The sequence below is a fragment of the Mucilaginibacter sabulilitoris genome, from assembly GCF_034262375.1.
GTDB lineage: Bacteria > Bacteroidota > Bacteroidia > Sphingobacteriales > Sphingobacteriaceae > Mucilaginibacter > Mucilaginibacter sabulilitoris.
In genome coordinates this window covers 4,150,909-4,177,088 of the sequence record NZ_CP139558.1, presented here as the reverse complement: position 1 = coordinate 4,177,088, position 26,180 = coordinate 4,150,909, and the positions used below count along the sequence as shown (strand labels likewise).

Genomic DNA, 26,180 nt, shown 5'->3' with positions numbered 1-26,180 from the left:
ATTACTCACCTATGTTAGATTTATTTTCGCCTCTGGCTTTTTTCTCATTATTCTCCTTATTCTGCAGCGTTGTTAAAAGATCATCAAGTACATCAAATCTTTCTGACCAGAATTTCCTGTACCGCTCTATCCATTTATATACTTCATTCAACTGCTGAAGCTTAGCTTCACAATACCGCTCCCTCCCATTCTTTTTAATAACGATAAGGCCGCATTCGGTTAATATTTTAATGTGCTGCGAAATTGCTGGCCTGCTCACATCAAATTTTTCGGCTATAGCATTTAGGTTCATCGTATTAAACGCCACCAGGTTAATAATTTCCCTGCGTGTTGGGTCGGCTATGGCCTGGAATACATCTCTTCTCATCACTTCTTTTATATTATGTAAGCATTTCCTTACAAATATAATATGTAAGCAATCACTTACGCAAATTTATTTTCACTTTTTATTAGGGCCATACTTAACAGCCTTTACCTGCGCAAACTTTTAACATTTTTTATCCCGGCACATTGTTACCTTTATAGTATAACCTTATAATATGGCAACAGTCGCGCTTAAAAGTCCGGCCGGTAAATGGATCATGGTTTCATCAATCATGGCATCGGCAATGGCCTTTATTGACGGTACAGCACTTAATGTAGTATTACCATCGTTACAACAGAGCTTACATGCTACCGGCACCGACCTCTTCTGGATACTGAACGCTTACCTGCTTATGCTTGCCTCGCTCATTATGATAGGCGGATCATTGGGCGATAAACTGGGGCGGAAAAAGATATTCATGGCGGGCATCTTTATTTTCTTAATGGGATCTGCTGCCTGCGGATTTGCTCCGGGTGTTACATTGCTTATCGTTTTCCGGATGCTGCAGGGCATTGGCGGCGCGCTGATGATACCTGGCAGCCTGTCGCTGATTTCTTCTTCGATCAATGAAAACGAACGCGGCAAGGCAATAGGTACATGGTCGGCCTTTACTACGGTTGTTACTTTAGGCGGCCCTATATTGGGCGGCGCTTTTGGCGATGCCGGTTTGTGGCGCTATATATTTTTTATTAACGTGCCGATAGGTATTGTGGCACTGTTGATCCTTTGGCAAAAGGTAGCGGAAAGCCGAGACGAAGACCGTGACCAAAAATTAGACCTCCCCGGAGCTGTGGCTATAGCCCTGGGATTGGCCTCACTTACCTTTGGCTTTTTGCGTGTACCGGCAGTTGGCTTAAATAACTGGCAGGTATACATTACGTTGAGCGCGGGGATTATATTGTTGGGCGTTTTTATATTTATAGAAGGCCGAAGCAAGCACCCTATGATGCCGTTAAACTTGTTCACCAATTTAACTTTTACCGGGGTAAACCTGCTTACGTTTTTCCTTTATGCCGGCCTTGGCGCGGGCATGCTGTTCCTGTCGTTAAACATGGTTCAGGCACAGGGTTATACCCAGTTACAATCGGGGCTTACTTTTTTGCCCTTTACTGTATTGATGATATCTATGGCCCGTTTTTCGGGAGCCCTGGCAGATAAATATGGCCCGAGGTTTTTATTGATAGGCGGCCCGGCCACTGCCGGAATTGGTTTACTGATCTTATCTTTTGTAAAGCAAACCAATGGCGCGGGTGATTACTGGACAACATTTTTCCCAGGCATATTGGTTTTTGGCACAGGAATGTCGTTTACCGTAGCACCGCTTACTGCTGCTGTGATGGGTTCTGTAAGTGATCATTTTTCGGGTACGGCGTCGGGTGTAAACAATGCACTCACCCGTATAGCCAACGTTTTTGCCAATGCCGTTTTGGGGTCACTGGCTGTATTGTTTTTTACAGGAGCTTTACAAAATCAAATTCATGATATTCCTTTAAATACTAAGGAAAAACAAGTAATAATGGCACAGGCCGCTAACCTGGGCGATGCTAAAGTGCCCGCCGGGTTTAACGCTGAAAAGCAAAAAGCGATAAAAAAACTATACCAATCGGGTTTTATTACTGTTTATGCCAGGGTGATGCAAATATCCGCGGCATTAGCTCTTTTAGGTGCATTAATGTCGTTCCTGTTTGTACGCAACAGCACCATTAAAAAAGGCAGCGAGCGCTGAAATACCCTCACTAAAAAGGCCCATAATATTTAACGTCATTTTAAATCATAAAGTGATCTTTTTCTCCCCTTCGTTAATACCTTTAATGAACTTAATTAAACCACTCATATAGGTTTGCTGATCATCATACATACTCATGTGGCTACCATTTGGGCAGTACAGATAGCTGCCATTCTGAAACTTGGTAGCCATCCATTTCATGTGTTCCGGATCCATAGTATCATATTTCCCTCCAATACTCAATGCCGGAACTGAAATTTTAGGCAAATCGGCTTTGCGGTCCCAATTCAATAATTTGCCTGCTATACCAAATTCACTCGGCCCCTGCATGGTAACATATAAAGATTGATTAATTTTTGCTAAAGAACGGTTTAAAGGTTCGGGCCACTGATCTGGCGGGAAACGGCAAATATGCTTAGCATAAAAATTCGGTAATAATAGCTGCATATATTCCGGATTATTAAAATCGCCTTTAGCTTCAATTGCCCTTATACGTGCCAATACTTTAGGATCAAATTGTTTGGATAATACGTCATTAGCATATTTACCATAATCCGGGCAACTCGCCATCATATTAGAGATAATTAACCCTTTTAAATTTTGCTGATATTTAAAGGCATATTCGAGCGCAAGTATTCCACCCCATGAATGCCCAAGCAGGTAAAAATTATCTTTATTAAGTTTTAAAGCCTGCCTTACCTGCTCTACTTCTTCCACATACCGTGGCAGGCTCCACATAGCAGTATCTTTCGGATTGTCGGAATTGCCTGTTCCCAACTGGTCATAATATATCAGCTCAATACCCTCGGCAGGTAAAAAGCTTTCCATACATTCAAAATACTCGTGAGTGGCGCCCGGTCCTCCATTCAACAGCAATAGTTTAATTTTAGGATTATTACCGATTTTCTTTGTCCACACGTTAAATTTTCCTTTGGAGGTATTGATGGAGACCAACTGCACCCCTCCTGATTTTACACCCAGGGTAGTATCTTTTAAAAAACTACTTAAACTTAAATCAGCGTTTTGTTGCGAACCGGAATCTTTGCAGGAAGAAAACCAGGTGACAGCTATTAACAAAGTCGTTTTAATAACATATTTTATACTCATGATAAATGTTTAAATGCTTATTCAAACTTACAAAATTGGATTATCCGACACCTGTTTTGACCGTATTTATTTTGTAAGCTTACCACTATATTAACCAGTATAACTCGCGGTAATTAAAAGATAAAACCCTAAGAATATAAATATCACAAAAATATTAGCATTAAACCGATATTTAAGCATCGGGTTTTTTGTTGATTACATTAAAGTTTATACATTTGCGGCATTAAAGATTCACATCACTGAATATGAAAAGAACAATAGGACTTTTAATCACAACTATAGGTATATTAATTGTAGGCGGTTATATCGCTTTTACTCCAAACCATGCATACAATCCTGGAGATTCTGTTAGTGGAATTGACGCATCTGCAGGCATCGTTTATGCTGGATTTATCACTTTTGGTTTAGGAATGGTTACCTTTATATCTTCTTTACCATACGCTGGCGAAAAATCAAAAAACGCTTAATTTATATAATTTAAAGCGATTAAGCTTTAGTATTTATCCTTTACGGATATATAAGGCCCGGTTCATTAAAGAACCGGGCCTTATTTTTTGTGTACCTACCTGTAAATACGCAATTCCCCCTGTATATTGTCATATTCACCCCTGTTCAATAACTATGAGGTCACTTAACTTTGGTTTATTAAATAATCAAAACGTAAAACAAATTAAAAGGAAAAACTATCATGAAAAAGATCACCCCCTGCCTGTGGTTTGACGGAAAAGTTGAAGAGGCTATTAATTTTTATACTTCTTTATTTAAAAGCTCAAAGGTTTTAGACATCAGTTATTATGGCGAAGGACAACCTATGCCAGCCGGAAGTGTGCTTGTTGCTACATTTGAAATTGAGGGACAGGAAATAATGATCCTGAATGGCGGCCCTTCGTTTAAACTAACTGAGGCGGCATCGCTATATATAAACTGCGAAACCCAGGAAGAAATTGACTTTTATTGGGAAAAACTAACAGCCGATGGTGGTGAAGAAGGGCCATGCGGCTGGCTTAAAGACAAATTCGGGCTGTCATGGCAGGTAGCTCCGTCGATTATACTCGAGTTGATAAACAGCAAAGACAAAAAGAAGGCCGGCAACGTAATGGCCGCTTTAATGCAAATGAAAAAACTTGATATTAAAGCTTTAAAGCAAGCTTACGAACAATAGCCTGTTCCTTAATATGCAGCTGATTTTCATTATATTTATAAAATGAGAGGTTCAGGTTTCCCCACACCACGTACTGCCCAAGAGTACATAGCGCAGCAGCCGCCGGAGTTTAGGGCTACACTTGAGCAACTGCGCTCCATTATATTAGCAACCGCACCGCGGGCAACTGAGTCTATCAGCTATCAGTTGCCTTGCTATAAGTATCTTTACATGCTGGTGGGCATCGGGACGAATAAAAAATACTGCAGTTTTTATACCATGAACCCGGGGCTTGTAAAAAGCTTAAAGGAAGAGCTTAAAGATATTAAGGTTTCCGGCTCAACATTACATTTTACTCCTGATGAATTGCTGCCGGTAGAGCTTATTAAGAAAATTATACTTACACGTATAGCTCAAAACGAGCTTTTAGCCCAATCCCGGAAAAAGTAGTACTTCATTATATTTCATTTTCCTTATCAATCATCTCCAGGCCGCCATTTTCATTTATAGCGTAATTTGAATACTCAGTTTCACTTTGAGGCTGATTTAGGGAAGATTCCCGTCTTCTGGATGGCCCACGCAACGGTATAATCAGGATGCACAAAAAAACAAGAATTTTCATTATAGCTACCAGCATATACAGGCTTTTACACAACCAAACAAGGTTGTTATCATATAATTAAAGCACCTGATTGGACGTACTTTATAGAAATTTAGCTCATAGTTGATTAGTCCCGGCTAATTACCTCTAAGATAGATAAACGATTAATATTTCAAAAATCTGAATAAAGATAATCCTTATTGTGGCTGGGCTATGGCGGTTATTGCCTGTAAATACCAAGCGGCGTAAGCTATTTTTAATAAAGCCAGGATCCAAATATCACTACCGCATAACTTAGAAAATAGCCTATCCGCCCCTTAAAACAAAAAAGGAGAGCCTGTTACCCAGGCCCTCCTTTTATATTACATAACTATTAATTAATAGCCTGGATTTTGATACATTTTAGCTGGATTTAACTTAGTTTCATTGAAAGGAATAGGGAAATACCTGTCCTTGGTAGTGAAATTGGTTAACAGTGCCGAACCAAAATCGGCCTGGTTTTTACTGTGAAAATATGCTACCAATTCGTCAGTAGTAAAGGTTCTCAATAAGTCAAACAACCGGTGGTGTTCAAAAGCCAATTCAACACGGCGTTCGTGTAATATGGCCAGTTTAAGCGTGGGATATTTTTTTGCGTAATCGACGTTTTGCGAAGATACCTCGTAAGTTGGCATACCAGCCCTGTCACGTACCATGTCAAGATATTGAATAGCAGCGCCATTATTGCCTAAATACATATTAACTTCGGCAAGCATCAGGATCACATCAGCATAACGCATCAGTATCCAATCGTTACCTCCGTAACCGTTTGTACCTGCTCCGGAACTTGCGTCTCTGAACTTGGTTACAAACCAATCTTTAACAGTAGCATCATTAGCAAATTTAATTGAAAATGCACCACGGGGATCATTAGCTTCATAATCATTTACAAGGTCATGGGTTACATTATAACCTGCACCACCTGATGTTTTTAGAGAGTTAATGGTTTCGCCTTTAGCCTGACTACTGGCTGCTATGCCTGAATAATAATTAGGGTCGCCCTGGATATTCACTATCTGCCAGATAAGTTCAGGGCAGGTAGATTTTTTAGCCACATCAAATACATCAGTATATGGAATATCTTTTAACTGGCCAAAGGTTTTGGAGTTATAAGCGGCAGTAAGACTTGCCAATGCGCTATTCAGGTCTGCAGTTTTATTGGCTGCATCAATCGTAGTAGCCATGGTTAAATACACTTGCCCTAACAAGGTATTAACAGCAGCCAATGATATACGACCAATAGTTCCTGTGGCTTGTGTAGCCGGCAGCGGACTATTAACGGCATCTTTTAGATCGGTAATTATTTGTGCATATACTGCTGCCTGTGGGTTACGCCCTGTGTTCGCTGTAACCTCATCGGGGTCTGTAAACTGCTTGGTAACCAATGGTACATCTCCCCATTCCCTAACCATGTGAAAATATATCAAGGCACGTATAAATTCAGCCTCGGCTTTGTATTTCTGTTTAGTTTCGGGTTTTGCAAAAGTTACCTTATCAATATTTGATAATACAATATTACAGTTAGCAATAACTGCATACATAGCACTCCAATGTGAAAACAAGTAGCTGTTGGTAGGCACTAATGAAAAGTTATTGAACCCAAAAGGTTCGCCGGCGTTTGATTGATTGTCATTTGTACCGGTATCATCAGAGCGCTGGTCGGTCCACAGATCACTGCCTTCGCCTATTGTATTACCGCTTCTTAACAGCGCGTAACAACCATTAACCGCTAATAATACGTCATTTTCGGTTTTAAAAGACTTGCTTATATTTAAAGCATCCGGGTTGCTTTGTTCTAAAAAGTCTTTTTTGCATGAACCCAGCGCAAATAACGCTACCAGGCAAAATAACTTTATATTTATATTCTTCATTTGCTTCAGAATTAGTTTTTAATTAAAAAGTAGCTTTAACACCCAAATTATATGAACGTACCAGCGGGTAAACACCATAATCAATGCCCGGGCTAAGGTTTGTATTTTGTGAACCGCTATAGGTATAGTTATAATTAACCTCAGGGTTATAGCCTTTATATTTAGTAATGGTAAAACCGTTGTTAACCGCACCGTATATTCGCAGTGATTGTAAACCCAGGTTACGGCTTATAAAATCTGATTTAAGCGTATACCCCAATGTCATATTGGTATTTCTTAAAAAAGAGCCGCTCTGTAAGTAAAAGGTTGATAGCCTTGTACTGTTACTTTGGGTACTACCGCGTGATGCACGATAAACACTTCCCTGGCCCGGATCGGCAGCATTGCGGTAACGACCGGCAACATCTGCATACTGGTTACCCGAGCCTTCCATATTGTACAGGTAATAATCCTGTCCGTCAACTATCTGATTGCCATAAGAACCGGCAAATGATGAACTGAAATAGAAGCCTTTGTATGTTGCATTTATAGCAAAACCATAAGTAAACTTAGCATACGGGGTACCTATAACGCCGGCATCCTTGGCATTAATTATACCATCGCCGTTAACGTCTTTAAAATAAAGGTCACCGGCCTGTATCGGAGTGGTTGAAGCTGTAGAGATAGGTGGGCCTTTAATTTTATAACCAGCCGGATAAGATTGTGTAGCCGCATTATAGTTGGCTTTGTCGGTAGCTATGTTAGCAAGATCGGCCTGGGTAACCATACCGGCAACTTTATAGCCATAAAACATACCTACAGGTTGTCCTTCCTGGGTAACGTTGGTTAAGTATGAACGTTCAGCTCCTGCAGTAAGGATGGTATTGCTATTACCTAGGTTCAATACTTTGTTGCGGTTGATGGATATATTACCACTTAAATTTAAGTTAAAATCTTTAGTGGCTATCGCCTTGGCGTCAAGCTGAACATCAAATCCTTTATTGCTTATCTTAGAGTCGGGCCCTAAATTAGCAAGTACACTTGTGCTTCCTGAAATAGCCGATATTGGTTTCTGGAATAACAGATTGTAAGAATGACTAAGGTAATAATTCACAATAACGAAAAGGCGACCTTTAAGTAAACCCAAATCGGCACCAAAGTTATATTGTGAGGTTGATTCCCAGGTTAAATTCGGGTCGGCAATACCACCGGCAGTAAGCGCTGGAGCTGTAGCTCCTTTACCAAATACCGCGTTTGATGGCGCGTTAAAATACTGCTGTTGTTTATAGTTACCAATATTGTAATTACCGCTTAAGCCCCAGCTTGCACGTAATTTAACGGTTGACTGATCGCCAAGCCAGCTATGGTAAAATGGTTCGTCAGACAAGTTCCAGCCTGCAGATACTGATGGGAAACTTGCATACTTAACATTGGCACCGAAACGTGATGATCCGTCTGTACGGAATGAAGCCGACAGGAAGTATTTACTGTCATAATTATAACTTACCCTACCAAGATATGACAGTAATGTATAGGTGTCGTCTCCGGTTGCCTGGACACCTTCAGGTGGGCCAGATTTAATAAGCGTTATTTGAGTTGGATTGGCGCCGCTCAGGTTAGGTATATTGTCATCCTGAAAACCTGTACCTTGTAAGGTAAGCACATTGTTGGTGGTTTTTTGAGCGGTATAACCTAATAAGCCATCAAAATGGTTTTTACCTAATTGTTTAGTATAGTTCAGGGTAAACTCACCTAACTGATCACGGTAGTTTATAGTTTGACGTATAGCTTTTGCCGCCTGTATAGATTGAGGCGAACCCGGCGGGTTTACACCATTGCTAATATTGGTTGGTAAATAATAGTTATAGTTTTCGGCGTACGTTTGCATGCCCAGGTTGGCATTAAATGACAAACCATCTAAAATAGAATAGTTAGCATGAGCATTGTAAGTTGCCCTGTCACCAACGCGGTTAATTTTAATTAAAGTAGCAGTTGCTATTGGGTTTTCAATTGACTGATAAGCGTAAGCATTTGATTGTGAAGCTGCCACGTTTGTAGAAATGCTACCATCTGGATTGTAAGCAGGAAAGAACGGCATATAGATTAATGCACCAAATGCAGGGCTATGATCCCAACGACCATCTTGTGACTCCTGGTTAGTGGTTTGGGTAAATGCTATATTGGCACCTACTTTAAGCCTTTTACCAATCTGACCATCCACATTAGCACGGAAGTTGATTTTTTTCTGCCCGGTACCTAACATGATACCTGGCTGATCCTGATAGCCGGTGCTGAAGTAATATTGTGTACCATTTGAATTACCCGAAAACGAAAGGCTATGACTTTGTGTTACGGGGTGGCGGTATAACTCATCCTGCCAGTCGGTATTAACTGTTTGGTGAATGAGCGATTGTGTTGCAAAATCGTACAAATATGGCGGAACACTTACTGAACCGGCGTTACCTACGTTTTTAATACGTACATCATTAGGGTCAGAGTACATGGCATCGTTCCAGGTATGGCCTGTAGTTATCCAAAGGTCATGATAAGAGTTGTTACGGCCGTCTATAACCAATTGTGCAAACTGATCAGAGTTTAAAAGATTAACCTTTTTTGCTAACCCGTTAATACCAACCTGGGCATCGTATTCAAACTTACCTTTACTGTTTTCTTTTGAACCATGCTTGGTTGTAATGAGCACTACGCCACCAGCAGCCCTTGAACCATAAATAGCCGCTGATGCGGCATCTTTCAATATGTCAATTGATTCGATATCATCCGGGTTGATAAATAAATCGTTACCGGCTGCGTAACCATCAATTACATAAAGCGGGTCTGAGCTGGCATAGAATGAACCAACACCACGTACGTTAATTTTAGTGGTTGAGTAAGGCGAACCGCTAACCTGCGATACCTGAACGCCGGCTACCTTACCAACAAGCGCCTGACCTACGGTTGGTGCGGTTAAGTTTAACTCTTCGGCCTTAACACTGGCAATGGCACCGGTAAAATCGCTTTTACGTACGGTTTGGTAACCAATGGCAACTACCTCGTTAAGAATATTAGTTGAAGGCATCAGCTTAATATTCAATTGTGTTTGACTGCCAATAACAACTTCCTGGTTGGTGTAACCAATAAAGGCAAAAACAAGGGTTGATCCCTGTTCAACATTGAGGCTGTATTTACCGTTGATATCTGATGCTGTACCTTTATGTGACTTTTTTTCGTAAACACTTACACCAGGCAAGGGTAAGCCTTTTTCATCAGTTATGGTACCTGATATTTTTACAGGCTCTTCGGCAAGCTTGTTAAGCTGCGTGGTTGTTTTGATATTGCTTGCATGTGCGGGTTGTAAAAATGCAAACAATACGATCAAAAGAGCTTGTATCATCACAAGATCTCTTTTTAAAAGATTGCGTATAATCTTTTTATACATATATTTAAATGTTGATTGTTAATGGTAACTACTGAAAGCATTGCAACCGCTTTTCCAGTTATTTGACAATTAATTCCGGACCGGAAGAATATGAGGGTATTCTCCGGTTCTTTTAACCGGCTTTTGAGTTTTATAAAACATTCATTACATAGGCAAGCACTTTAGGGATTAAAAAATATCGTTTTAGCAACTACCTTATTATATATTATTTACAATAAAATATAATATTTATTGAGGATTTGTTAAAGAAAAGCCAAATCTAACCGAATCATCTTAAATCAATGATGTCTGTTTGTTAAGTTTATATTAACTACACAAAGTTTACCAGACGTCAACAACCCAGCCCCTTATCTACAGGAAAAATACAGGGATACAAGAAGAATTTTACCAGGATGTATTGGTAAATGTTACATTGTTTTTGCGCGAAGAAGATACAGCTATGCCTTTATCCGCACTTCCTAAAAAAGAAAAACCCTCCAACTCGTCCTGTTTCCCGTCTATATTGACTTCCTTAATTACTTGCTGGGTACCCGTTTCAATTGATTTTTTAAGATCAACATAAGTAAAGCGCCACATGCGGCCTTCTTTTTGGTTTTGAATAAGTACAAGCACGCCTTTTGATGCTATCCAATGCAGGTTTTGCACCCAGGGCGTACAGGTAAACTTTTTATAAAGCACACCTTTTTCACTCGTTTTACTTGCTTTCTTCAATGCAGCTGGATCATATAACCTCACTTCATTGCCATGATCGCCATAATCTGCGGTGGCCACATACCACTTATTATTATATTTCACATATTCGGGCCTTGTACCTTGTATGCAGGCATCGTCATCAACAGTATTAATGATATTACCGTCAAGAGTACCTGTTTTCTGTAAGCCTTTCCAGTCAATACAATAAATTACGGCTTTCCATTGAGTTCCTTCTTTATTCAACCGAATGGAGTTACCCATAAAAACCGGTCCGCTACCATTGTAGGCAAGCCCGGTGGGGTGATTAATCACATCCTGTCCGTCTTTAGTAAGTTTATATTGTTTATTGATATAAGTAAGGCTATCCCCTACCAGTTTAAATTCACGTATCATGCCTACCTCTCTGTCGCCATATAAAAATATCCTACCATTCTGATACGATATACCCTGACATGCCCCCAATGAATCAATGGTTACAGCACGTACTATATTCATTTGAACCGTATCATATAAAAACGACATCAGGCCCAATGATACAATCGCTGTTATAGCAAATAATATTTTTTTCATGATAATAATATCCTACGTAAATAATATTAACCGGAATGAATAATCAATCCACATCCTATGGATCAAGCGGCTCGTCTGCGTCAATCTGTAGGGATTGAAGAACCGGATAAAACTCCTGTTCGGTTTCTGACAGGCGTTTGCCCAAAGTATATGGCACATAGCCCAGTTCTTTCTCGCACCTGCCAGCCATGTGTTCTATAAAATAGCTTTGTGATTTATCGGTAGATGTAATGCATGGCTTGCTGAAAGGCATACCATAACGGAATATCATGCGTACACAATTACGCATATTGGTAGTAGTATGCCTGGCATGCGGATCAACAAAAATGGCGCTTTCCGGGACATGCAGTTTTTCGACCATGTACTTTTTCATTTCATCCGCTTCACAAAACTTAGTTTTATATGGATGTACTTTACCGCCGGATGTCATGATAAAAGGCGCCAGCCCTTCAAAATATCTTAATGCAGCCACTCTGCAGCGCAGCATACCCTCGGCACTTAACGCAACGCCTGCAACATCAGGCCCGGCGCCGGGTATCAGTATCATAGTATATTTATACTTTGCCCAGTTAATGGTTTTTATCCTGTTGTAAGCGTTTTTGTTATCCTTCAAAATCATCGGCTCATCATTGGCCGCATCATCCCTTTCATTTATCTCCAGGCTGTGCAAAGCATAATTCATAGTCGGGATAAAAAACAATTTAGTATGTTTGGTCTCATCCCATATCGTAGTTGATGCATCATAAAGCAGGTTAAGGTACCCCCTGCTTTTTACATTAAAACTGATGGAATCAATAGCCGGATAGTTGGGTTTTCTGCCTTCGGCATAAACTTCAATAGCATAATTGACCGCTTTGGCATCCTGTTCCCAGGCCTTAACCAGCATCTGTACCGGCGACAAGCTTTGGTATTGCATATAAGTACCGGATGGTATTAAATGCTGCTTAACCAGGTTGCCCAAAGCGTTATCGGCTTTATACAAACTGGTTAACCTTTCGCTTACGGTTTTTATTTCGTCGTCACTAAACTTAACGGTTTGAGTAAAACATAAAGCGTCTTTACAGGTGCTTAGTGATGATTTGATATTATCAAGCTTGGTTTGTGTTAGCTTTGCTAATTCTGCATCATTGCTTACCAGTTGTTTCGCAGCAGCGTTATTTTGCAACAATGTTAACAGGTAGTAATTTTTAGTCTGGATAATATTATCGCCGATAAGTTTATAATGCGGATCAGCTTGTTGACCGTAAGTATAAAAAACGGTAAAACTCAGTAGTATGAATAGATATTTCTTAAAATTCATGAGATAAAAGAACTAATGAGCGCATGATTAATTTCATGCGGCGAAATAAGACACTTAGTATTAAACAAAGGTTAAGCAATAGTAAACACTGCGCTAATCAACCTGCCAACTATAAACTTGTTACAATGACTTGACTATTTACTCCCGTCTTCATTATCTCATATTAGTTTGGGATAAAAAAAGATAGTTTTTACTGCTGACAATCAGCTGTCATTTTCGGGCTTTAATTTTAACTTTATAATTTAACCGTTAAAACCGTTATGAAAGATCACCACCTGGCCAGCCTGCGAATCTATAATCAGCAAATTCATAACCCGCAGTTTAAAACGCCCGAAGATGTTGTAAAATACATGGTGGCTATGCAAGCCCAGGACTACGCCGGCGCAAAATGGGCCATAGGACTGCGGATGAAAATCGCAAACGAAAACTTTATTGAGCAAGCCATAGGTGATGGTAAAATATTGCGCACGCACCTGTTAAGGCCAACATGGCATTTTGTTTTACCCCAGGATATACGCTGGATACTTAACCTTACTGCCCCGCGTATCAAAGCCGCCAATGCCGGTATGTATAAAAAATTCGGAGTAGATGATGCTATATTTAATAAAAGCAATAATACCCTGGCAAAAGCGCTGGAGGGCGATAAGCAGCTTACCCGCCCCGAACTTGTTGATGTATTGCAAAAAGCGGGAATTGCCACAGATGAGTTGAGGTTTACCATGCTGTTGATGCAGGCCGAACTTGACCAGGTAATATGCAGCGGCAAGCGTGTAGGAAAACAGTTTACCTATGCCTTGCTTGATGATCGCGCACCAGCCTACTCTCCATTAAAACATGAAGAAGCACTGACTAAACTCGCAGCTGGGTATTTCAATAGCCGGGGTCCGGCAACCGTACATGATTTTGCAGCCTGGAGCGGGCTCACCGTCACTGATGCCACTACCGGTCTGGAAAATATAAAAGCAGGACTTATTAATGAAGTTATAGAAGGCAAAACATATTGGATGCCTGATCATGAGGACTTAATTATTCCTAAAAATCCGAAAGCTCATTTACTACCCATGTATGATGAGTTTGCTATTGCCTATAAACATCGCGATGCCCTTGTTAAACCTCCATATTTAGAACAGGCACGCCACGTTATTTTTGAGCAACCTATAATAGTTGACGACCAGGTAGTTGGTACATGGCGACGAACCCTTAAAAAAACAACTGCCGATATTACATTAAACCTATTCGGCAAACTTAATAAGACCCAAACTAAAGCTGTTGAAACGGCTATTACCCGGTACCAGAAATTCTTATTTTGAGTGGTTGGGAAAATTGTCCATGTACTAACGTAATTCATCCATGTTACAGCGTGGCGGTAGTATGCAACTTTGTATTGTCAATAACGACAAACAAAAAATTACTACAATGGCACGTTTAAAAGCAATAGATCCAAGCGAAGCAACTGGAAAAACAAAAGAATTATTTAACACTATACAAGGTAAATTAGGCGTGGTACCCAACATGATGCGTACTATGGGTAACTCACCTGCCCTTTTAGAAGGGTATCTTAATTTGAGTGGTGCCCTGTCACATGGTGCACTGGGTGCCAAAACAGGCGAGCTGCTGGCATTAACTATATCAGAAAACAACAGCTGTGATTACTGTGTAGCTGCACATGCTTACATCAGCGAAAAACTGGTACATATTGATGCATCAACTATTGAGAATGCACGTCGTGCCAGCTTCGCCGATGTTAAAACTGAAGCAGCTTTTAAGTTTGCCAATACTTTACTTGCCAAAAAAGGCCTGGTAAATGATAGTGATGTTGATGCTGTAAAAGCCGCCGGCTTTACCGATGGCGAGATTGGCGAAATAGTTGGTCATGTTGCCTTAAACATATTAACCAACTACTTTAACAACACAGCCGATACCGAAGTTGATTTCCCTGCAGCTAAAGCACTGCAACCTGTTGAAGCATAATATTTTTAATGATGATAAGTAGCAGTAGGGGCCAAAGCATTTGCAATGGCCTTTGCTTTGTTTTCAATTAAATTTTTAATTATCATGAACTATTCAAAAATTGCATTTACCGATGCTGTAAAAAGTTTCCAGGAGCGATATGGCAGCCGGGCAAGTTACAGCCGCATGGAGGCACATCGGTACAGCGACGGCTTTACCGAAAGTGAAACCGAGTTTATAGCCCATCAGGATAATTTTTATATGGCTACCATCAGCGAAAGCGGTTATCCGTATATCCAGTTTCGCGGCGGCCCAAGGGGGTTTCTGAAAGTACTTGATCAGGAAACATTGGGCTTTGTTGATTTTGGCGGTAATAAGCAATATATATCAACCGGTAATTTAGCTACCAATAATAAGGTATCACTGTTCCTGCTTGACCAGGCCGCCAAAGCGAGGTTAAAAATATTTGCCGAGGCCAGCGTGTTATCTATAGAGGATAATACCGAACTTTTTGATAAACTTGCTCCTGCTGACTATAAATTCAAACCCGAAAGAATTATTTTGTTCAAGGTAAAAGGCTATGATTGGAATTGTCCGCAACATATAACCGCCAGATATACACTGGAAGAAATTCAGGATGAATTTACGGCGCAGCATGAATATATTAATAAATTAAGAACAGAAAATGCGGCGCTTAAAGCGCAACTACAAAAAAATAAATGACAGACATACAGAACACGTTTACAATGATTGACCCGGTTAAGGGAAACCTTGCCTTTAAATTGTTTTGGTTTGAAGGTAATAGTTATTTTGACCATTTACAGCGTAATAATTATTTTTCGGTAATATGGATCAAAGAAGGTTCAGGTAAACTAAAATCTGATTTTTCGGAGTATGATTTCGAGGAAGATAATTTACTTGCGTTTACCCCTTATCAGCCCTTTATGTTGTCGACCGAAAATAAACTAAGCGGCGTAGTTATACAATTCCATCCTGATTTTTTTTGTATCCATAAACATCATAAAGAGGTATCGTGCAGCGGCATTTTGTTCGACAATATTTATCATCCGCCCTATGTTAAAATTGACGAGGCCAGCGCCGCTACTTTTAATTTGATGCTGAGCCAGATAAAGACCGAAATGCAGAATAAGGCACTGGCCCAGTACGAAATATTGGTGTCATACCTTAAAATATTCCTGATTACCGCTTCACGTTTAAAATCAGCACAGCAGGCCCTTGACCAGGACCCAGATAAGGTAAACAAGGAACCTTTTATATTGCACGATTTGAAAGAAGCCATCGAAACGCATTATAAAACTAAACACAGCGCAAGTGATTATGCCGACCTGCTTAATATATCTGCCAAGGCTTTAGCCCGAGTTACTAAGGCCTATTTTAACAAAACCATCAGCAACCTGATTGCCGAGCGCATTATAATTGAAGCTAAACGCGAGTTGTACTTAACCAATAAGCCCATAAAGGAAATAGCCTACGAGCTGGGTTATGATGACGAGTATTATTTCAGCAGATTTTTTAAAACCAATGTGTCGCCGCAATTGTACCGCGACACCGTAGGCTTTGGTCGGGCAAGCGCTTAACCGGATCTTGTTTTAAAACTAATCGTATTATATTTGGTTTTCTTTATTTAAACAAGAAACACCATGCCCGAATTACCCGATCTGCAAGCATTCAGCCACAATCTTGACAAAAAACTGGCCGGAAAAACACTTAAACAAGTTGCCATTATTAATGCCAAAAAGCTCAATGTAACGCACAAAGAGCTTCAGGATAAGCTGGAAGGTCAAAAGCTGGATAAGGTATATCGTGAGGGCAAAGAGCTACACCTGAAATTTTCTGAAGGCGACGTACTCGGGCTGCATTTGATGCTGCATGGTAAGCTGTTTTTATTTGAGAGCAAAAACGAAAATAAGTACGCCATTATTGAATTACACTTTAGCGACGGCGACGGCCTGGTATTAACAGATTTTCAGGGCATTGCCACCCCAACGCTCAATCCCGAAGATAAGGGAGCACCAGATGCGCTGTCAAAGGAAGCTGGCGTTGATTATTTAACGGCGAAGCTTCAAAAAACCAAAACAAACATTAAAACTATATTGCTTGATCAAAAGATCATCAGGGGTATAGGCAACGCTTATGCTGATGAAATTTTATGGCATGCAGGCATCTCACCGTTTTCGGCCGGTAACAAAATACCCGCTGATAAAATAAAAGATCTGGTTAGCGCCATTCACTCAGTGCTGAAGGATGCAGAAAAGGCTATTCTACATGCCAATCCCGACATCATTAATGGCGAGGTACGGGATTTTATGCAAATCCATAATTCAAAGAAAACGCACAGCCCCAAAGGTTCAGAAATTAAAATAAAAGACGGCACGCGCAAAACATACTATACAGATGAGCAGGAGATGTATAACTAATCCTGTTTCAATTTCTTTACAAGTACATTAAAATCAGCACCAATTATTGGCATTTTTTTCCATTCGGCGTCCGGGCCTTTTTTATAATAAGTGCCCCCATTGAGCAAACCACATGAAAAGCCAAGGTTTTTTCCAAGGATTGTACGTAAAAACTCAACAGAAACCACTATCTCTCCTTTGACCCCAATTTTGTAAGTTGAAAGGTCAACACTGATCAACTGATTACTGATTAACGGGGTATTGGGACCATTTTCCCTTACTATTGATCCTTTTATTTCTTCCTTGATCAGGTTGTCATCCTCCGGCAATTTATCACCCATGGTATACACATTAACTTTAAATGGGATGGTATCCTTACCCAAATTGTCAACATGAAAAGTAAGCTTTAGCAATTCAACCGGTTTACGGCCCGCGTTCATCTTAATACCTACCTGGCCACCCTGCACAATATTAAAACTATTATTAGTTGTTCCTGAGCGGGATTTATTGCCGATGGTTTTTGTTTTATCCTGCGCATTACCAAGCAAAGCAATGAAGCTAAGTGAACAGGCTAACAAGGTTTTAAATGATACCAGATTGCGGATTTTCATAAGGTTTTATTAATGTAACTACCTCAAGACGATCATCGCCCCGAAATGGTTGCATCCTCCGGTTTTTTATTTTCTGATCATTTTATAATGCCTGATGCCGGCTTCCTCAAACTCTGGACCTGTTTTTTCAAAATTGAATTTTTCGTACAGCGATACAGCCTGTACCTGTGCATGCAGATAAACATAACCGGCATCGGCAGGCAAATCATTTAACACCGCCTGTACCAGGGCCTGCCCTATTCCAAATCCCCGGAATTTTTGCAGCACGGCAAAACGTTCTAATTTATACCCCTTGTCAGTCTTTCTCCAACGGCATGCTCCTGCCGGTTCATCATCAACTGTGGCTAAAAAATGATTTGATTCTTCTTCAAACTCCCATTCCAGCTCGGGTGGGCAATGCTGTTCAACTACAAAAACTTCACGCCTTACGGCAAATACTTTATCCAGCTCGGCTTGTTCAGTTACTTTTTCTACTTTTAAGTTTGTGGGCATTATAATGCGGTTTAGTTTTTAGTATTTCCAATTTACTGGTGTGGTTTTCCTGCGCGGCATCAATAGAGTGCGTACAGGTCAAATCGTCCTCTTGTTCGGCCAATGCGGCCAGCTGTACATAAAACTTATGCAGCTGGTCAAGTTCTTTCTCGGTAATATCCTCAATATCAACCATACGGTTACTGGCTCCCTGGTGCGAGGCCAATAGTTCATTTAGCTTTAAATGTATGGCCTTTGAATCTTTGTTCTGCGATTTCTGGATCAGGAAAACCATCAGGAAGGTTACGATAGTTGTGCCTGTATTGATAATGAGTTGCCAGGTATCAGAATATTTAAATATAGGCCCCGTAACACCCCATACAATAATAACAGATATAGCTGTTATAAATGCAGCGGAGCTTCCGGTGGCAATAGTTGCCCAATTGGCAAAACGTTCAAATAAATTTTTCTTTTTCGGGATTTTCATAGTCGGATTTTATTACACAATTATAAACAACAAAGCGTCAATACAACAACTGTACTGACGCTTTGTTGCGTGTAAATTCCGGCTTATAACTTGCTGTTCACATCAACGCAATTAAGGTCTTCAAAGGCTGCTGATAACCTTTTAACAAAGCTTTCTTCGCCCTTGCGTAACCATACACGCGGATCATAATATTTTTTGTTCGGAGAATCTTCACCTTCAGGGTTACCAATCTGGTGCTGCAGGTAACCTTCTTTTGATTTATAGTAATCTTTTATCCCTTCCCAGTATGCCCATTGCATATCGGTGTCAATATTCATTTTAATGGCACCATAAGAAATGGCTTCGCGGATCTCTTCCTGGGTTGAACCAGAACCACCGTGGAATACAAAGTTGATCGGTTTTTCGGCGGTTAAACCAAAATGTTTTTTAACATACTCCTGTGAGTTATGTAAAATTACCGGCTGCAATTTAACGTTACCTGGTTTATAAACGCCATGCACGTTACCAAAAGCGGCGGCCACTGTAAAACGCGGACTAACCTTTGAAAGGTGCTCATAAGAATAAGCAACATCCTCCGGTTGGGTATATAAACGTGAGCTGTCAACATCAGAGTTGTCAACACCATCTTCTTCACCTCCGGTTACGCCTAATTCAATTTCCAGTGTCATACCCATTTTGGCCATGCGTGCCAGGTATTTTGCAGAAATTTCGATATTTTCTTCTAAAGGCTCTTCAGAAAGGTCAAGCATGTGCGACGAGAAAAGCGGCTTACCTGTTTCGGCAAAGAATTTTTCGCCATGATCAAGCAAACCATCTATCCATGGTAAAAACTTCATTGCAGCGTGGTCGGTATGTAAAATTACCGCAATACCATAGTGCTCAGCAAGTAAATGAACGTGTTTTGCTGCTGATACAGCACCTAAAATACAAGCCTGAAGCTTTGAATTATCCAATGATTTACCGGCATAAAATTGCGCGCCGCCATTTGATAACTGGATAATTACGGGGGAATTTACCAGCTTAGCTGTTTCCATAACCGCGTTAATGGTATTTGTACCTATAACGTTTACTGCGGGTAAAGCAAACTGATGCTTTTTAGCTACTTCAAATAGTTCCTGCACCTGATCGCCGTGCAGAACACCTTTATAATTTTTTAAATCCATGAGCTTTTGTTTGGGCCTCGAAGTTATAAAATTTCTTTGTTTTAGGTATAACTATCTGATTATTTGTTACGATTTAACCCTTTATTTCCTCACATACTGTAATTTATACACTTTGTTTGATAAAAATATTTTCTCAATGCATAACTCATCATTTATTAACTTACCAGTTGTTTAATATTTTTCGTTTCTTTGTAGTCAATTGAAAGAGCTCGACATAGATATGGCATGGTTTAAACGAGAGTTGAAAGGGATAATTACGACTACTGAGGAAAAGAAGGAAGCCCCCGATGGTATCTGGAATAAATGCCCTAATTGTAAGAAACCCCTGCATTATTCTGAGCAGGTTGAAAATCAATATGTTTGCCACTATTGTGGCTATCACCTGCGCATTGGTTCAAAAGAATATTTCGCGGTACTGTTTGATAATAACGAATTTACCGAGTTGTTTCCTGATCTGGTATCAGGCGACCCGTTACATTTTGAAGATACAAAAAAATATACCGACAGGTTAACTGAAACCCAGTTTAAAACCGGGTTAAAAGACGCTATACGTGCCGGTGCAGGCAAAATTGACGGGCAGGACCTGGTAATTGCCTGTATGGATTTTAATTTCATAGGTGGTTCAATGGGATCAGTAGTGGGTGAAAAGATAGCCCGTTCTATTGATTATTGTATCGCTAACAAAGTTCCGTTCCTGATGATATCAAAATCAGGAGGCGCCCGCATGATGGAAGCGGCCTTCTCTTTAATGCAGATGGCTAAAACATCGGCCAAGCTGGCTTTATTATCGCAGGCTAAAATACCTTATATATCTTTACTTACCGATCCGACAACCGGTGGTGTAACCGCATCATACGCCATGCTGGGCGATATTAATATTGCTGAACCAGGCGCACTGATAGGTTTTGCCGGCCCAAGGGTTATTAAAGAAACTATTAAGAAAGATCTTCCCAAAGGTTTCCAGACTGCAGAGTTTGTGCAGGAACATGGTTTCCTTGATTTTATTGTTGATCGTAGGGAAATGAAAGAAAAATTGGCGTCGTTTATTAAAATGATGGCTAATTAAACATTTTTAGATACATAAAAATATAAAAAGAAAGGCTTTCCGTTTTGGAAAGCCTTTCTTTTTATAAATAAGTAAAGCATTATTATTTGGTGATGCAACCAGCTAATGCCCCACCGCCTTCCGCGTGCGAATCAGGAAGATCGGCCAGGCTGCCATCTTCATGCAATACTCTGAAATGTCCTCTATGAGGTCCATATTTTTCAATGTATCTTTCATTTTGGCTGATACCTGTGTGCATTTTACTATAATTCTGTTGGTTACTGTTCCGATTGTCATCGGGTTTTAAATAGTCGTTCATTGTTTTATCCTCCTATTTATGTTTATAATGTGTAGGTTAAATTGGTTTATATTCCCTCTGTGCCGGGCTCGTGCCCCAGCATACGGCTAGTAGTACGTCCCTGCGGACGACTTTCAAAATCTGTTTTGGCCGGACCTTCTGATGGAAATTCTTTTTTATTGGGCGGCGTCACGTCGTTCTGCTCGCTATAAGAGGTATCGGCACCCCTATCGGGTTGGTTTACTTCCGATTGTCTTTGATAACCAGTACCTTCTTTTTTTGATTCACCTTCTTCGGGTATCTCGTTATCGTCGCCTTCATCGGGCAGTTCGTCGGGCTGCTCATATTCGGCATCCTCATCATTCAGGTCTTCCTGATTAAACGTTGGTTTCAGATCATTAGTATAATCATCTTCGTCCTCTTTCAACTCATCATCGTCGAGTTCATTATTATTAAAGGCATCTTCGTTTTGTCCTGCGAAAGAACCGTTGACATTTTCGAAATCGTTACGATTATTATCCTGGGCATCCCAGGTTTCTTCATTATTCGTAATCATAGGTTTTTATTTTAGCTGTTATTTAATAAACCTATACTATTGCGATATTGTTTCAATTTTATCTAAATAAGAAAATAAATTTCCATTTACAGAAATAATACAATAAAAAAGCCCGCTATCCTTATTTTACCGGATAGCGGGCTTTAATAAATTTATTTAATATCTCAGGCGTTTACCGGACAAAGCTCGCGCACTTTGGCAACGGTATAATCAATTTCTTCTTTGGTATTGTATTTAGAGAAGGAGAACCTTACCGATGGTCTCGAACTGCTCGCGCCGATGGCGGTAAGCACATGCGAACCAATATCGGTGCCCGAGCTGCAGGCGCTGCCGCCGGAAGCCGATATACCGGCTATATCCAGGTTAAACAATAACATATCGCCCATTTCCATTTCCGGGAAAGCAACGTTCAATACAGTGTATAAGCTTTTATCAGCGTCGGTTTCGCCGTTAAAACTAATACCCGGTATCTGATCGGTTAACTTACCCATCATGTATGATTTTAAGCCCTGGATGTAGTTCTGGTGCTGTTCCATTTCGGCGTAAGCCAGTTCAAGCGCCTTCGCAAGGCCAACTATGCCGTAAATATTTTCGGTACCGCCGCGCATATTGCGTTCCTGCGCGCCGCCGTAAATAAACGGTTTTATTTTTATTCGATGGTTAACATGCAGAAAACCTACACCCTTCGGGCCATGAAGCTTATGCCCGGCACAAACCAAAAAATGCGTTTTAAGCTGACCCAGGTCATGCTTGTAGTGCCCCATGGTTTGCACGGTATCACAATGATAAATAGCATTGTACGCTTCGCACAAATCACCGATACGCTGCATGTCTGACAGGGTGCCGATTTCGTTATTGGCATGCATGATTGATACAAAACTGCGCTCGTTATCTTTCAGCAAGGTTTCAAGCTGTTTGTAATCAATGTTGCCTTTCTCATCAACATCAACAAAGCTCAGTTTAATAATACCCGATTTTTCCATCGCTTCCAGTGTATGGATTACCGCGTGGTGCTCAATACGGCTGGTGATGGCGTGTGTAATGTTATGATCAACAATGCCGCAGCGGATGGCTGTATTATCAGCTTCGGTACCGCTTGAGGTAAAAAATATTTCGGCCGGTGAAGTATGTAATAAGTTAGCTACGGTTTTACGGGCCCTTTCAATCAGCGTTCTGGCCTCACGACCGTGCGCGTGAATGGATGATGGATTACCGTAATGGCTCTCCATAACTTTATACATTTCTTTTAAAACCTCCGGATCAAGCGGCGTTGTAGCAGCATTATCAAAATAAACACGCATCTTTTCAACAATTATTAGGCAGGCAAATCCAAACTATCAATTTCAGGAAGCTGATAAACTACCTAAATCAATTCACCTGCAGAATCTCTTTAATATCAGCTATTATTTTATTAGCAAGTCCGTTTGCAACCGTTTCCGAGTTACCTTCGGAGTATATCCTGATAATGGGTTCGGTATTTGACCTGCGCAAATGTACCCATTCTTTATCAAATTCTATTTTCAGTCCGTCAATAGTACTGTAAGGTTGTTTGCGGTATTTGTCTTCAACCTTGCTTAAAAGGGCGTCTATGTCCATTTCCGGCGTGAGTGTTATTTTATTTTTTGAAATAAAATAACCCGGGTATGACATACGCAAATTTGAAACCGACTTGCCATATTTAGCCAGGTGGGTCAAAAATAAGGCGATGCCTACCAGCGCGTCACGGCCATAATGCAGTTCGGGATATATTACTCCGCCATTGCCTTCGCCGCCAATAACGGCGTTAACTTCCTTCATCTTATTCACCACATTCACTTCTCCCACCGCAGCAGCATGGTATTCGCCGCCGGCATCTTCAGTAACATCGCGCAGCGCACGGGTTGACGACAGGTTTGATACTGTATTGCCTTTTTTGTTTTTCAGTACATAATCGGCCACGGCAACCAGGGTATATTCTTCGCCAAACATGTTTCCGTCTTCGCAAACAAAACAAAGGCGGTCAACATCGGGGTCAACAGCTATTCCTAAATGTGCCCTTTTTGCCAGCACTTCTTTTGACAGCGCGGTAAGGTTTTCGGGCAATGGCTCGGGGTTGTGCGGGAAATTACCATCAGGCTCGCAATATAACTCATGAACGGTTTCCACACCCAAGGCTTTCAATAAAGCCGGTACAAAAATACCACCGGTAGAATTAACGCCATCAATAACAATATTAAAGTTGGCCTTTTTGATAGCAGCAACGTCAACCAGAGGCAATGCCAGTATCAGGTCAATATGTTTTTGCAGCCAGCTCTCATCAAGCGTAACTTTGCCCAGGTCGTTCACATCGGCATAATTAAAATCGCTGTTCTCAGCCATTTCCAATACCTGCTTACCATCGGCATCACTTATAAACTCGCCGTCGGTATTGAGTAATTTAAGGGCATTCCATTGTTTGGGGTTGTGGCTTGCGGTAAGTATGATACCACCGGCAGCTTTTTCGCCGGTAACAGCCACTTCAACAGTAGGTGTTGTTGACAATCCCAGATCAATAACATCAATACCCAAACCCTGCAACGTGCCCACAACCAGGTTATTTACCATTGTACCCGAAATGCGCGCATCCCTGCCTACAACAATTTTTTTAATACCCGATTTTTGCACAGCCCAGGCTCCGTAAGCTGATGTGAATTTCACAATATCCAATGGTGTTAAACCATCGCCTGCGGCACCGCCAATAGTACCGCGTATGCCCGAAATAGATTTTATGAGTGTCAAAATAATTATGGTTTGAGTGGCAAAAGTAAAAATATTTAAATGATAAGCCGTGAATATAAATGTACAATTTTCGGGCTAATTTCACGCAAACGTTTGTTAAAACCCGCATTTACGCACTGTTTTTAAATGCAACAAAGCTACATTATGTAGTTGTATTGTAAATTATCTCTTTATTTATGAGCATTAACCATACGGCGTTAATGTTGTTTTAAACTAATTGATAACTTTGACGATTGAACTATGAATACTACAAAGCCCGGCTTTACCAATTACATAAATAACAGCAATGCCTGAACAACTTTTACAACTCGACCGGCATTTATTTTATTTTATAAACCATTACCTGTCGAACTCTTTTTTCGACTGGATCATGCCTTTGCTGCGCAACCCAAAGTTCTGGATCCCGCTGTATATATTCATCATCGGCTTTTGTATATACCGTTATAAAAAAACGGGCGCTATTATCATTGTGTTGCTGGCACTTACAGCCGGCTTTGCCGATTTTACCAGCGCCAGCATCATCAAATACAATGTGAAACGGCTGCGCCCCTGCCGCGACCCCATAGTTTCACAAACAGACATTAGCCGTGTACCCTGTGGTACGGGCTATAGCTTCCCGTCAACCCATGCTACAGATCATTTTGCCATGGCTCTGTTTTTATGCCTGATATTTTTCAAAAAATGGCGGTGGATATGGTTTTGGGCCATATTATGGGCCGGTGTTATTAGTTTTGCCCAGGTATATGTTGGGGTACACTTCCCTGTTGATGTAACCTGCGGTGCAATTTATGGCGCCCTGATAGGTGCTCTGTTTGCCTTTTTATTTAAAAAATTACAACCTTCTTTTTAATGGCTGCCTGGAAAATTGTTTTATTGTTTTTGAGTGCCTTTTGTGGCGGCACCTCCGTATTTTTTTTTAAGGGCGATAACCATAAAACCCTTAAGCTGGTATTAGCATTTAGCGGGGCTTACCTGTTTGGTATTACCGTACTGCATTTAATACCTGATGCTTATCATGGTAATGATAACCTGGTTGGCGTTTTCATATTGATAGGTTTTTTATTCCAAATAGTACTGGAACAATTTTCGGACGGAATTGAGCATGGCCACATGCACAAGCCCAAGCATGACCACGTAGTATTTCCGCTGGGAATTATGGTTAGCTTATGCCTGCACGCCTTTTTAGAGGGTATGCCGCTTGCACAGGGCAACCAGGACCAGCTGGTTTACGGCATAGCCCTGCACCACATTCCAGCCGCCTTTGCACTGGCAACTGTCCTGTTAACCAACAAACAAAGTAAAAGAAACACGCTGCTGTTTGTAACACTGTTCGCGGTTATGGCGCCCGCAGGTTATTTTTTCAGCAACGCACTCAGTAATGGTGATATAGGCAATTTACAGCATTACTTTAACCGTATTATGGGAGTGGTAATTGGTATATTCCTGCATATTTCAACCACCATACTTTTTGAATCGAGCGCCGACCACCGCTTTAACCTGCGTAAAATGATCGCTGTACTGTTAGGTGTGGCTATCGCACTGGCAGGATTTATCGGCGAGCTGTAATTATCTTATCAGGATATAGTGATTTCTTATCG

The 26,180-nt window shown here is 40.7% G+C and carries 26 protein-coding genes; 12 read left to right on the top strand and 14 right to left on the bottom strand.

Annotated features, from left to right (window positions below; translation table 11 throughout):
* Nucleotide 1: 1 nt before the first annotated feature.
* Nucleotides 2-367, bottom strand: a complete 366-nt coding sequence (locus SNE25_RS17990; RefSeq protein WP_321560378.1) for an ArsR/SmtB family transcription factor — start codon at nucleotides 365-367, stop codon at nucleotides 2-4.
* Nucleotides 368-539: 172 nt separating this feature from the next.
* Between SNE25_RS17990 and SNE25_RS17985 the strand changes: the two genes are divergently transcribed.
* On the top strand, nucleotides 540-2,090 hold the full coding sequence (locus tag SNE25_RS17985) for an MFS transporter (RefSeq protein WP_321560377.1): 1,551 nt from the start codon (nucleotides 540-542) through the stop codon (nucleotides 2,088-2,090).
* A 45-nt stretch (nucleotides 2,091-2,135) separates the two neighbouring features.
* On the opposite strand, the gene SNE25_RS17980 is transcribed toward SNE25_RS17985, so the two are convergent.
* The gene (locus tag SNE25_RS17980; protein WP_321560376.1) at nucleotides 2,136-3,197 is read right to left on the bottom strand and encodes a proline iminopeptidase-family hydrolase; all 1,062 of its coding nucleotides are present in this window, start codon (nucleotides 3,195-3,197) and stop codon (nucleotides 2,136-2,138) included.
* 245 nt (nucleotides 3,198-3,442) lie between these two features.
* Between SNE25_RS17980 and SNE25_RS17975 the strand changes: the two genes are divergently transcribed.
* The 3 genes from SNE25_RS17975 (at nucleotide 3,443) to SNE25_RS17965 (ending at nucleotide 4,788) form a co-directional block, all read left to right on the top strand.
* On the top strand, nucleotides 3,443-3,664 hold the full coding sequence (locus SNE25_RS17975; protein WP_321560375.1) for a hypothetical protein: 222 nt from the start codon (nucleotides 3,443-3,445) through the stop codon (nucleotides 3,662-3,664).
* Nucleotides 3,665-3,885: 221 nt separating this feature from the next.
* On the top strand, nucleotides 3,886-4,359 hold the full coding sequence (locus SNE25_RS17970; protein ID WP_321560374.1) for a VOC family protein: 474 nt from the start codon (nucleotides 3,886-3,888) through the stop codon (nucleotides 4,357-4,359).
* A 42-nt stretch (nucleotides 4,360-4,401) separates the two neighbouring features.
* Entirely contained in the window at nucleotides 4,402-4,788 is a 387-nt protein-coding gene (locus SNE25_RS17965; protein ID WP_321560373.1) for an iron chaperone, read from the top strand.
* A 528-nt stretch (nucleotides 4,789-5,316) separates the two neighbouring features.
* On the opposite strand, the gene SNE25_RS17960 is transcribed toward SNE25_RS17965, so the two are convergent.
* The 4 genes from SNE25_RS17960 to SNE25_RS17945 form a co-directional block, all read right to left on the bottom strand.
* Nucleotides 5,317-6,849 (bottom strand): RagB/SusD family nutrient uptake outer membrane protein, encoded by a 1,533-nt coding sequence (locus tag SNE25_RS17960; protein WP_321560372.1) that lies wholly within the window; start codon nucleotides 6,847-6,849, stop codon nucleotides 5,317-5,319.
* Nucleotides 6,850-6,871: 22 nt separating this feature from the next.
* The gene (locus tag SNE25_RS17955; protein WP_321560371.1) at nucleotides 6,872-10,264 is read right to left on the bottom strand and encodes a SusC/RagA family TonB-linked outer membrane protein; all 3,393 of its coding nucleotides are present in this window, start codon (nucleotides 10,262-10,264) and stop codon (nucleotides 6,872-6,874) included.
* A 384-nt stretch (nucleotides 10,265-10,648) separates the two neighbouring features.
* Nucleotides 10,649-11,527: a hypothetical protein gene (locus tag SNE25_RS17950; protein WP_321560370.1), complete on the bottom strand. Its 879-nt coding sequence runs from the start codon at nucleotides 11,525-11,527 to the stop codon at nucleotides 10,649-10,651.
* A gap of 55 nt (nucleotides 11,528-11,582) precedes the next feature.
* Nucleotides 11,583-12,827: a YdcF family protein gene (locus SNE25_RS17945; RefSeq protein WP_321560369.1), complete on the bottom strand. Its 1,245-nt coding sequence runs from the start codon at nucleotides 12,825-12,827 to the stop codon at nucleotides 11,583-11,585.
* A gap of 260 nt (nucleotides 12,828-13,087) precedes the next feature.
* Here SNE25_RS17945 and SNE25_RS17940 point away from each other — a divergent pair, with 260 nt between their 5' ends.
* The 5 genes from SNE25_RS17940 to SNE25_RS17920 all read left to right on the top strand — a co-directional run bounded on the left by SNE25_RS17940 (nucleotide 13,088) and on the right by SNE25_RS17920 (nucleotide 17,215).
* Nucleotides 13,088-14,137 (top strand): winged helix DNA-binding domain-containing protein, encoded by a 1,050-nt coding sequence (locus SNE25_RS17940; protein WP_321560368.1) that lies wholly within the window; start codon nucleotides 13,088-13,090, stop codon nucleotides 14,135-14,137.
* Nucleotides 14,138-14,243: 106 nt separating this feature from the next.
* The gene (locus SNE25_RS17935; RefSeq protein ID WP_321560367.1) at nucleotides 14,244-14,798 is read left to right on the top strand and encodes a carboxymuconolactone decarboxylase family protein; all 555 of its coding nucleotides are present in this window, start codon (nucleotides 14,244-14,246) and stop codon (nucleotides 14,796-14,798) included.
* 84 nt (nucleotides 14,799-14,882) lie between these two features.
* Nucleotides 14,883-15,500 carry a pyridoxamine 5'-phosphate oxidase family protein gene (locus SNE25_RS17930; RefSeq protein ID WP_321560366.1) on the top strand — a complete coding sequence of 206 codons (618 nt, stop codon included), beginning with the start codon at nucleotides 14,883-14,885 and terminating at the stop codon, nucleotides 15,498-15,500.
* Nucleotides 15,497-16,375 (top strand): helix-turn-helix domain-containing protein, encoded by an 879-nt coding sequence (locus SNE25_RS17925; protein WP_321560365.1) that lies wholly within the window; start codon nucleotides 15,497-15,499, stop codon nucleotides 16,373-16,375. The genes SNE25_RS17930 and SNE25_RS17925 overlap by 4 nt, the downstream gene beginning before the upstream one ends.
* Nucleotides 16,376-16,438: 63 nt before the next feature.
* Nucleotides 16,439-17,215 (top strand): DNA-formamidopyrimidine glycosylase family protein, encoded by a 777-nt coding sequence (locus SNE25_RS17920; RefSeq protein ID WP_321560364.1) that lies wholly within the window; start codon nucleotides 16,439-16,441, stop codon nucleotides 17,213-17,215.
* On the opposite strand, the gene SNE25_RS17915 is transcribed toward SNE25_RS17920, so the two are convergent.
* The 4 genes from SNE25_RS17915 to fbaA form a co-directional block, all read right to left on the bottom strand.
* Entirely contained in the window at nucleotides 17,212-17,805 is a 594-nt protein-coding gene (locus SNE25_RS17915; protein WP_321560363.1) for a hypothetical protein, read from the bottom strand. The genes SNE25_RS17920 and SNE25_RS17915 overlap by 4 nt on opposite strands.
* A gap of 66 nt (nucleotides 17,806-17,871) precedes the next feature.
* Nucleotides 17,872-18,297 (bottom strand): GNAT family N-acetyltransferase, encoded by a 426-nt coding sequence (locus tag SNE25_RS17910; RefSeq protein WP_321560362.1) that lies wholly within the window; start codon nucleotides 18,295-18,297, stop codon nucleotides 17,872-17,874.
* A complete protein-coding gene (locus SNE25_RS17905) occupies nucleotides 18,263-18,763 on the bottom strand; it encodes a low affinity iron permease family protein (RefSeq protein WP_321560361.1) in 501 nt (166 codons plus the stop codon). The genes SNE25_RS17910 and SNE25_RS17905 overlap by 35 nt, the downstream gene beginning before the upstream one ends.
* Before the next feature lie 83 nt (nucleotides 18,764-18,846).
* Nucleotides 18,847-19,926, bottom strand: coding sequence for a class II fructose-bisphosphate aldolase (gene fbaA / locus SNE25_RS17900; RefSeq protein ID WP_321560360.1), 1,080 nt, complete (start codon nucleotides 19,924-19,926; stop codon nucleotides 18,847-18,849).
* Between the two features lie 220 nt (nucleotides 19,927-20,146).
* Here fbaA and accD point away from each other — a divergent pair, with 220 nt between their 5' ends.
* Nucleotides 20,147-20,992 carry an acetyl-CoA carboxylase, carboxyltransferase subunit beta gene (gene accD, locus SNE25_RS17895; protein ID WP_321560359.1) on the top strand — a complete coding sequence of 282 codons (846 nt, stop codon included), beginning with the start codon at nucleotides 20,147-20,149 and terminating at the stop codon, nucleotides 20,990-20,992.
* Nucleotides 20,993-21,074: 82 nt separating this feature from the next.
* On the opposite strand, the gene SNE25_RS17890 is transcribed toward accD, so the two are convergent.
* The 4 genes from SNE25_RS17890 to glmM all read right to left on the bottom strand — a co-directional run bounded on the left by SNE25_RS17890 (nucleotide 21,075) and on the right by glmM (nucleotide 24,582).
* Nucleotides 21,075-21,290, bottom strand: coding sequence for a hypothetical protein (locus SNE25_RS17890; protein ID WP_321560358.1), 216 nt, complete (start codon nucleotides 21,288-21,290; stop codon nucleotides 21,075-21,077).
* A 46-nt stretch (nucleotides 21,291-21,336) separates the two neighbouring features.
* A complete protein-coding gene (locus tag SNE25_RS17885) occupies nucleotides 21,337-21,825 on the bottom strand; it encodes a hypothetical protein (protein ID WP_321560357.1) in 489 nt (162 codons plus the stop codon).
* 164 nt (nucleotides 21,826-21,989) lie between these two features.
* Nucleotides 21,990-23,126: a cysteine desulfurase family protein gene (locus tag SNE25_RS17880; RefSeq protein ID WP_321560356.1), complete on the bottom strand. Its 1,137-nt coding sequence runs from the start codon at nucleotides 23,124-23,126 to the stop codon at nucleotides 21,990-21,992.
* 67 nt (nucleotides 23,127-23,193) lie between these two features.
* Entirely contained in the window at nucleotides 23,194-24,582 is a 1,389-nt protein-coding gene (glmM, locus tag SNE25_RS17875) for a phosphoglucosamine mutase (RefSeq protein ID WP_321560355.1), read from the bottom strand.
* 286 nt (nucleotides 24,583-24,868) lie between these two features.
* Between glmM and SNE25_RS17870 the strand changes: the two genes are divergently transcribed.
* Nucleotides 24,869-25,432, top strand: coding sequence for a phosphatase PAP2 family protein (locus SNE25_RS17870; protein ID WP_321560354.1), 564 nt, complete (start codon nucleotides 24,869-24,871; stop codon nucleotides 25,430-25,432).
* Nucleotides 25,432-26,148, top strand: coding sequence for a ZIP family metal transporter (locus tag SNE25_RS17865; RefSeq protein WP_321560353.1), 717 nt, complete (start codon nucleotides 25,432-25,434; stop codon nucleotides 26,146-26,148). The genes SNE25_RS17870 and SNE25_RS17865 overlap by 1 nt, the downstream gene beginning before the upstream one ends.
* Nucleotides 26,149-26,180 lie beyond the last annotated feature (32 nt).

Bases quoted from the DNA above. Each gene is read 5' to 3' on its own strand.
- SNE25_RS17990 (WP_321560378.1), bottom strand. From the start codon at position 367: ATGAGAAGAGATGTATTCCAGGCCATAGCCGACCCAACACGCAGGGAA.
- SNE25_RS17985 (WP_321560377.1), top strand. From the start codon at position 540: ATGGCAACAGTCGCGCTTAAAAGTCCGGCCGGTAAATGGATCATGGTT.
- SNE25_RS17980 (WP_321560376.1), bottom strand. From the start codon at position 3,197: ATGAGTATAAAATATGTTATTAAAACGACTTTGTTAATAGCTGTCACC.
- SNE25_RS17975 (WP_321560375.1), top strand. From the start codon at position 3,443: ATGAAAAGAACAATAGGACTTTTAATCACAACTATAGGTATATTAATT.
- SNE25_RS17970 (WP_321560374.1), top strand. From the start codon at position 3,886: ATGAAAAAGATCACCCCCTGCCTGTGGTTTGACGGAAAAGTTGAAGAG.
- SNE25_RS17965 (WP_321560373.1), top strand. From the start codon at position 4,402: ATGAGAGGTTCAGGTTTCCCCACACCACGTACTGCCCAAGAGTACATA.
- SNE25_RS17960 (WP_321560372.1), bottom strand. From the start codon at position 6,849: ATGAAGAATATAAATATAAAGTTATTTTGCCTGGTAGCGTTATTTGCG.
- SNE25_RS17955 (WP_321560371.1), bottom strand. From the start codon at position 10,264: ATGTATAAAAAGATTATACGCAATCTTTTAAAAAGAGATCTTGTGATG.
- SNE25_RS17950 (WP_321560370.1), bottom strand. From the start codon at position 11,527: ATGAAAAAAATATTATTTGCTATAACAGCGATTGTATCATTGGGCCTG.
- SNE25_RS17945 (WP_321560369.1), bottom strand. From the start codon at position 12,827: ATGAATTTTAAGAAATATCTATTCATACTACTGAGTTTTACCGTTTTT.
- SNE25_RS17940 (WP_321560368.1), top strand. From the start codon at position 13,088: ATGAAAGATCACCACCTGGCCAGCCTGCGAATCTATAATCAGCAAATT.
- SNE25_RS17935 (WP_321560367.1), top strand. From the start codon at position 14,244: ATGGCACGTTTAAAAGCAATAGATCCAAGCGAAGCAACTGGAAAAACA.
- SNE25_RS17930 (WP_321560366.1), top strand. From the start codon at position 14,883: ATGAACTATTCAAAAATTGCATTTACCGATGCTGTAAAAAGTTTCCAG.
- SNE25_RS17925 (WP_321560365.1), top strand. From the start codon at position 15,497: ATGACAGACATACAGAACACGTTTACAATGATTGACCCGGTTAAGGGA.
- SNE25_RS17920 (WP_321560364.1), top strand. From the start codon at position 16,439: ATGCCCGAATTACCCGATCTGCAAGCATTCAGCCACAATCTTGACAAA.
- SNE25_RS17915 (WP_321560363.1), bottom strand. From the start codon at position 17,805: ATGAAAATCCGCAATCTGGTATCATTTAAAACCTTGTTAGCCTGTTCA.
- SNE25_RS17910 (WP_321560362.1), bottom strand. From the start codon at position 18,297: ATGCCCACAAACTTAAAAGTAGAAAAAGTAACTGAACAAGCCGAGCTG.
- SNE25_RS17905 (WP_321560361.1), bottom strand. From the start codon at position 18,763: ATGAAAATCCCGAAAAAGAAAAATTTATTTGAACGTTTTGCCAATTGG.
- fbaA (WP_321560360.1), bottom strand. From the start codon at position 19,926: ATGGATTTAAAAAATTATAAAGGTGTTCTGCACGGCGATCAGGTGCAG.
- accD (WP_321560359.1), top strand. From the start codon at position 20,147: ATGGCATGGTTTAAACGAGAGTTGAAAGGGATAATTACGACTACTGAG.
- SNE25_RS17890 (WP_321560358.1), bottom strand. From the start codon at position 21,290: ATGAACGACTATTTAAAACCCGATGACAATCGGAACAGTAACCAACAG.
- SNE25_RS17885 (WP_321560357.1), bottom strand. From the start codon at position 21,825: ATGATTACGAATAATGAAGAAACCTGGGATGCCCAGGATAATAATCGT.
- SNE25_RS17880 (WP_321560356.1), bottom strand. From the start codon at position 23,126: ATGCGTGTTTATTTTGATAATGCTGCTACAACGCCGCTTGATCCGGAG.
- SNE25_RS17870 (WP_321560354.1), top strand. From the start codon at position 24,869: ATGCCTGAACAACTTTTACAACTCGACCGGCATTTATTTTATTTTATA.
- SNE25_RS17865 (WP_321560353.1), top strand. From the start codon at position 25,432: ATGGCTGCCTGGAAAATTGTTTTATTGTTTTTGAGTGCCTTTTGTGGC.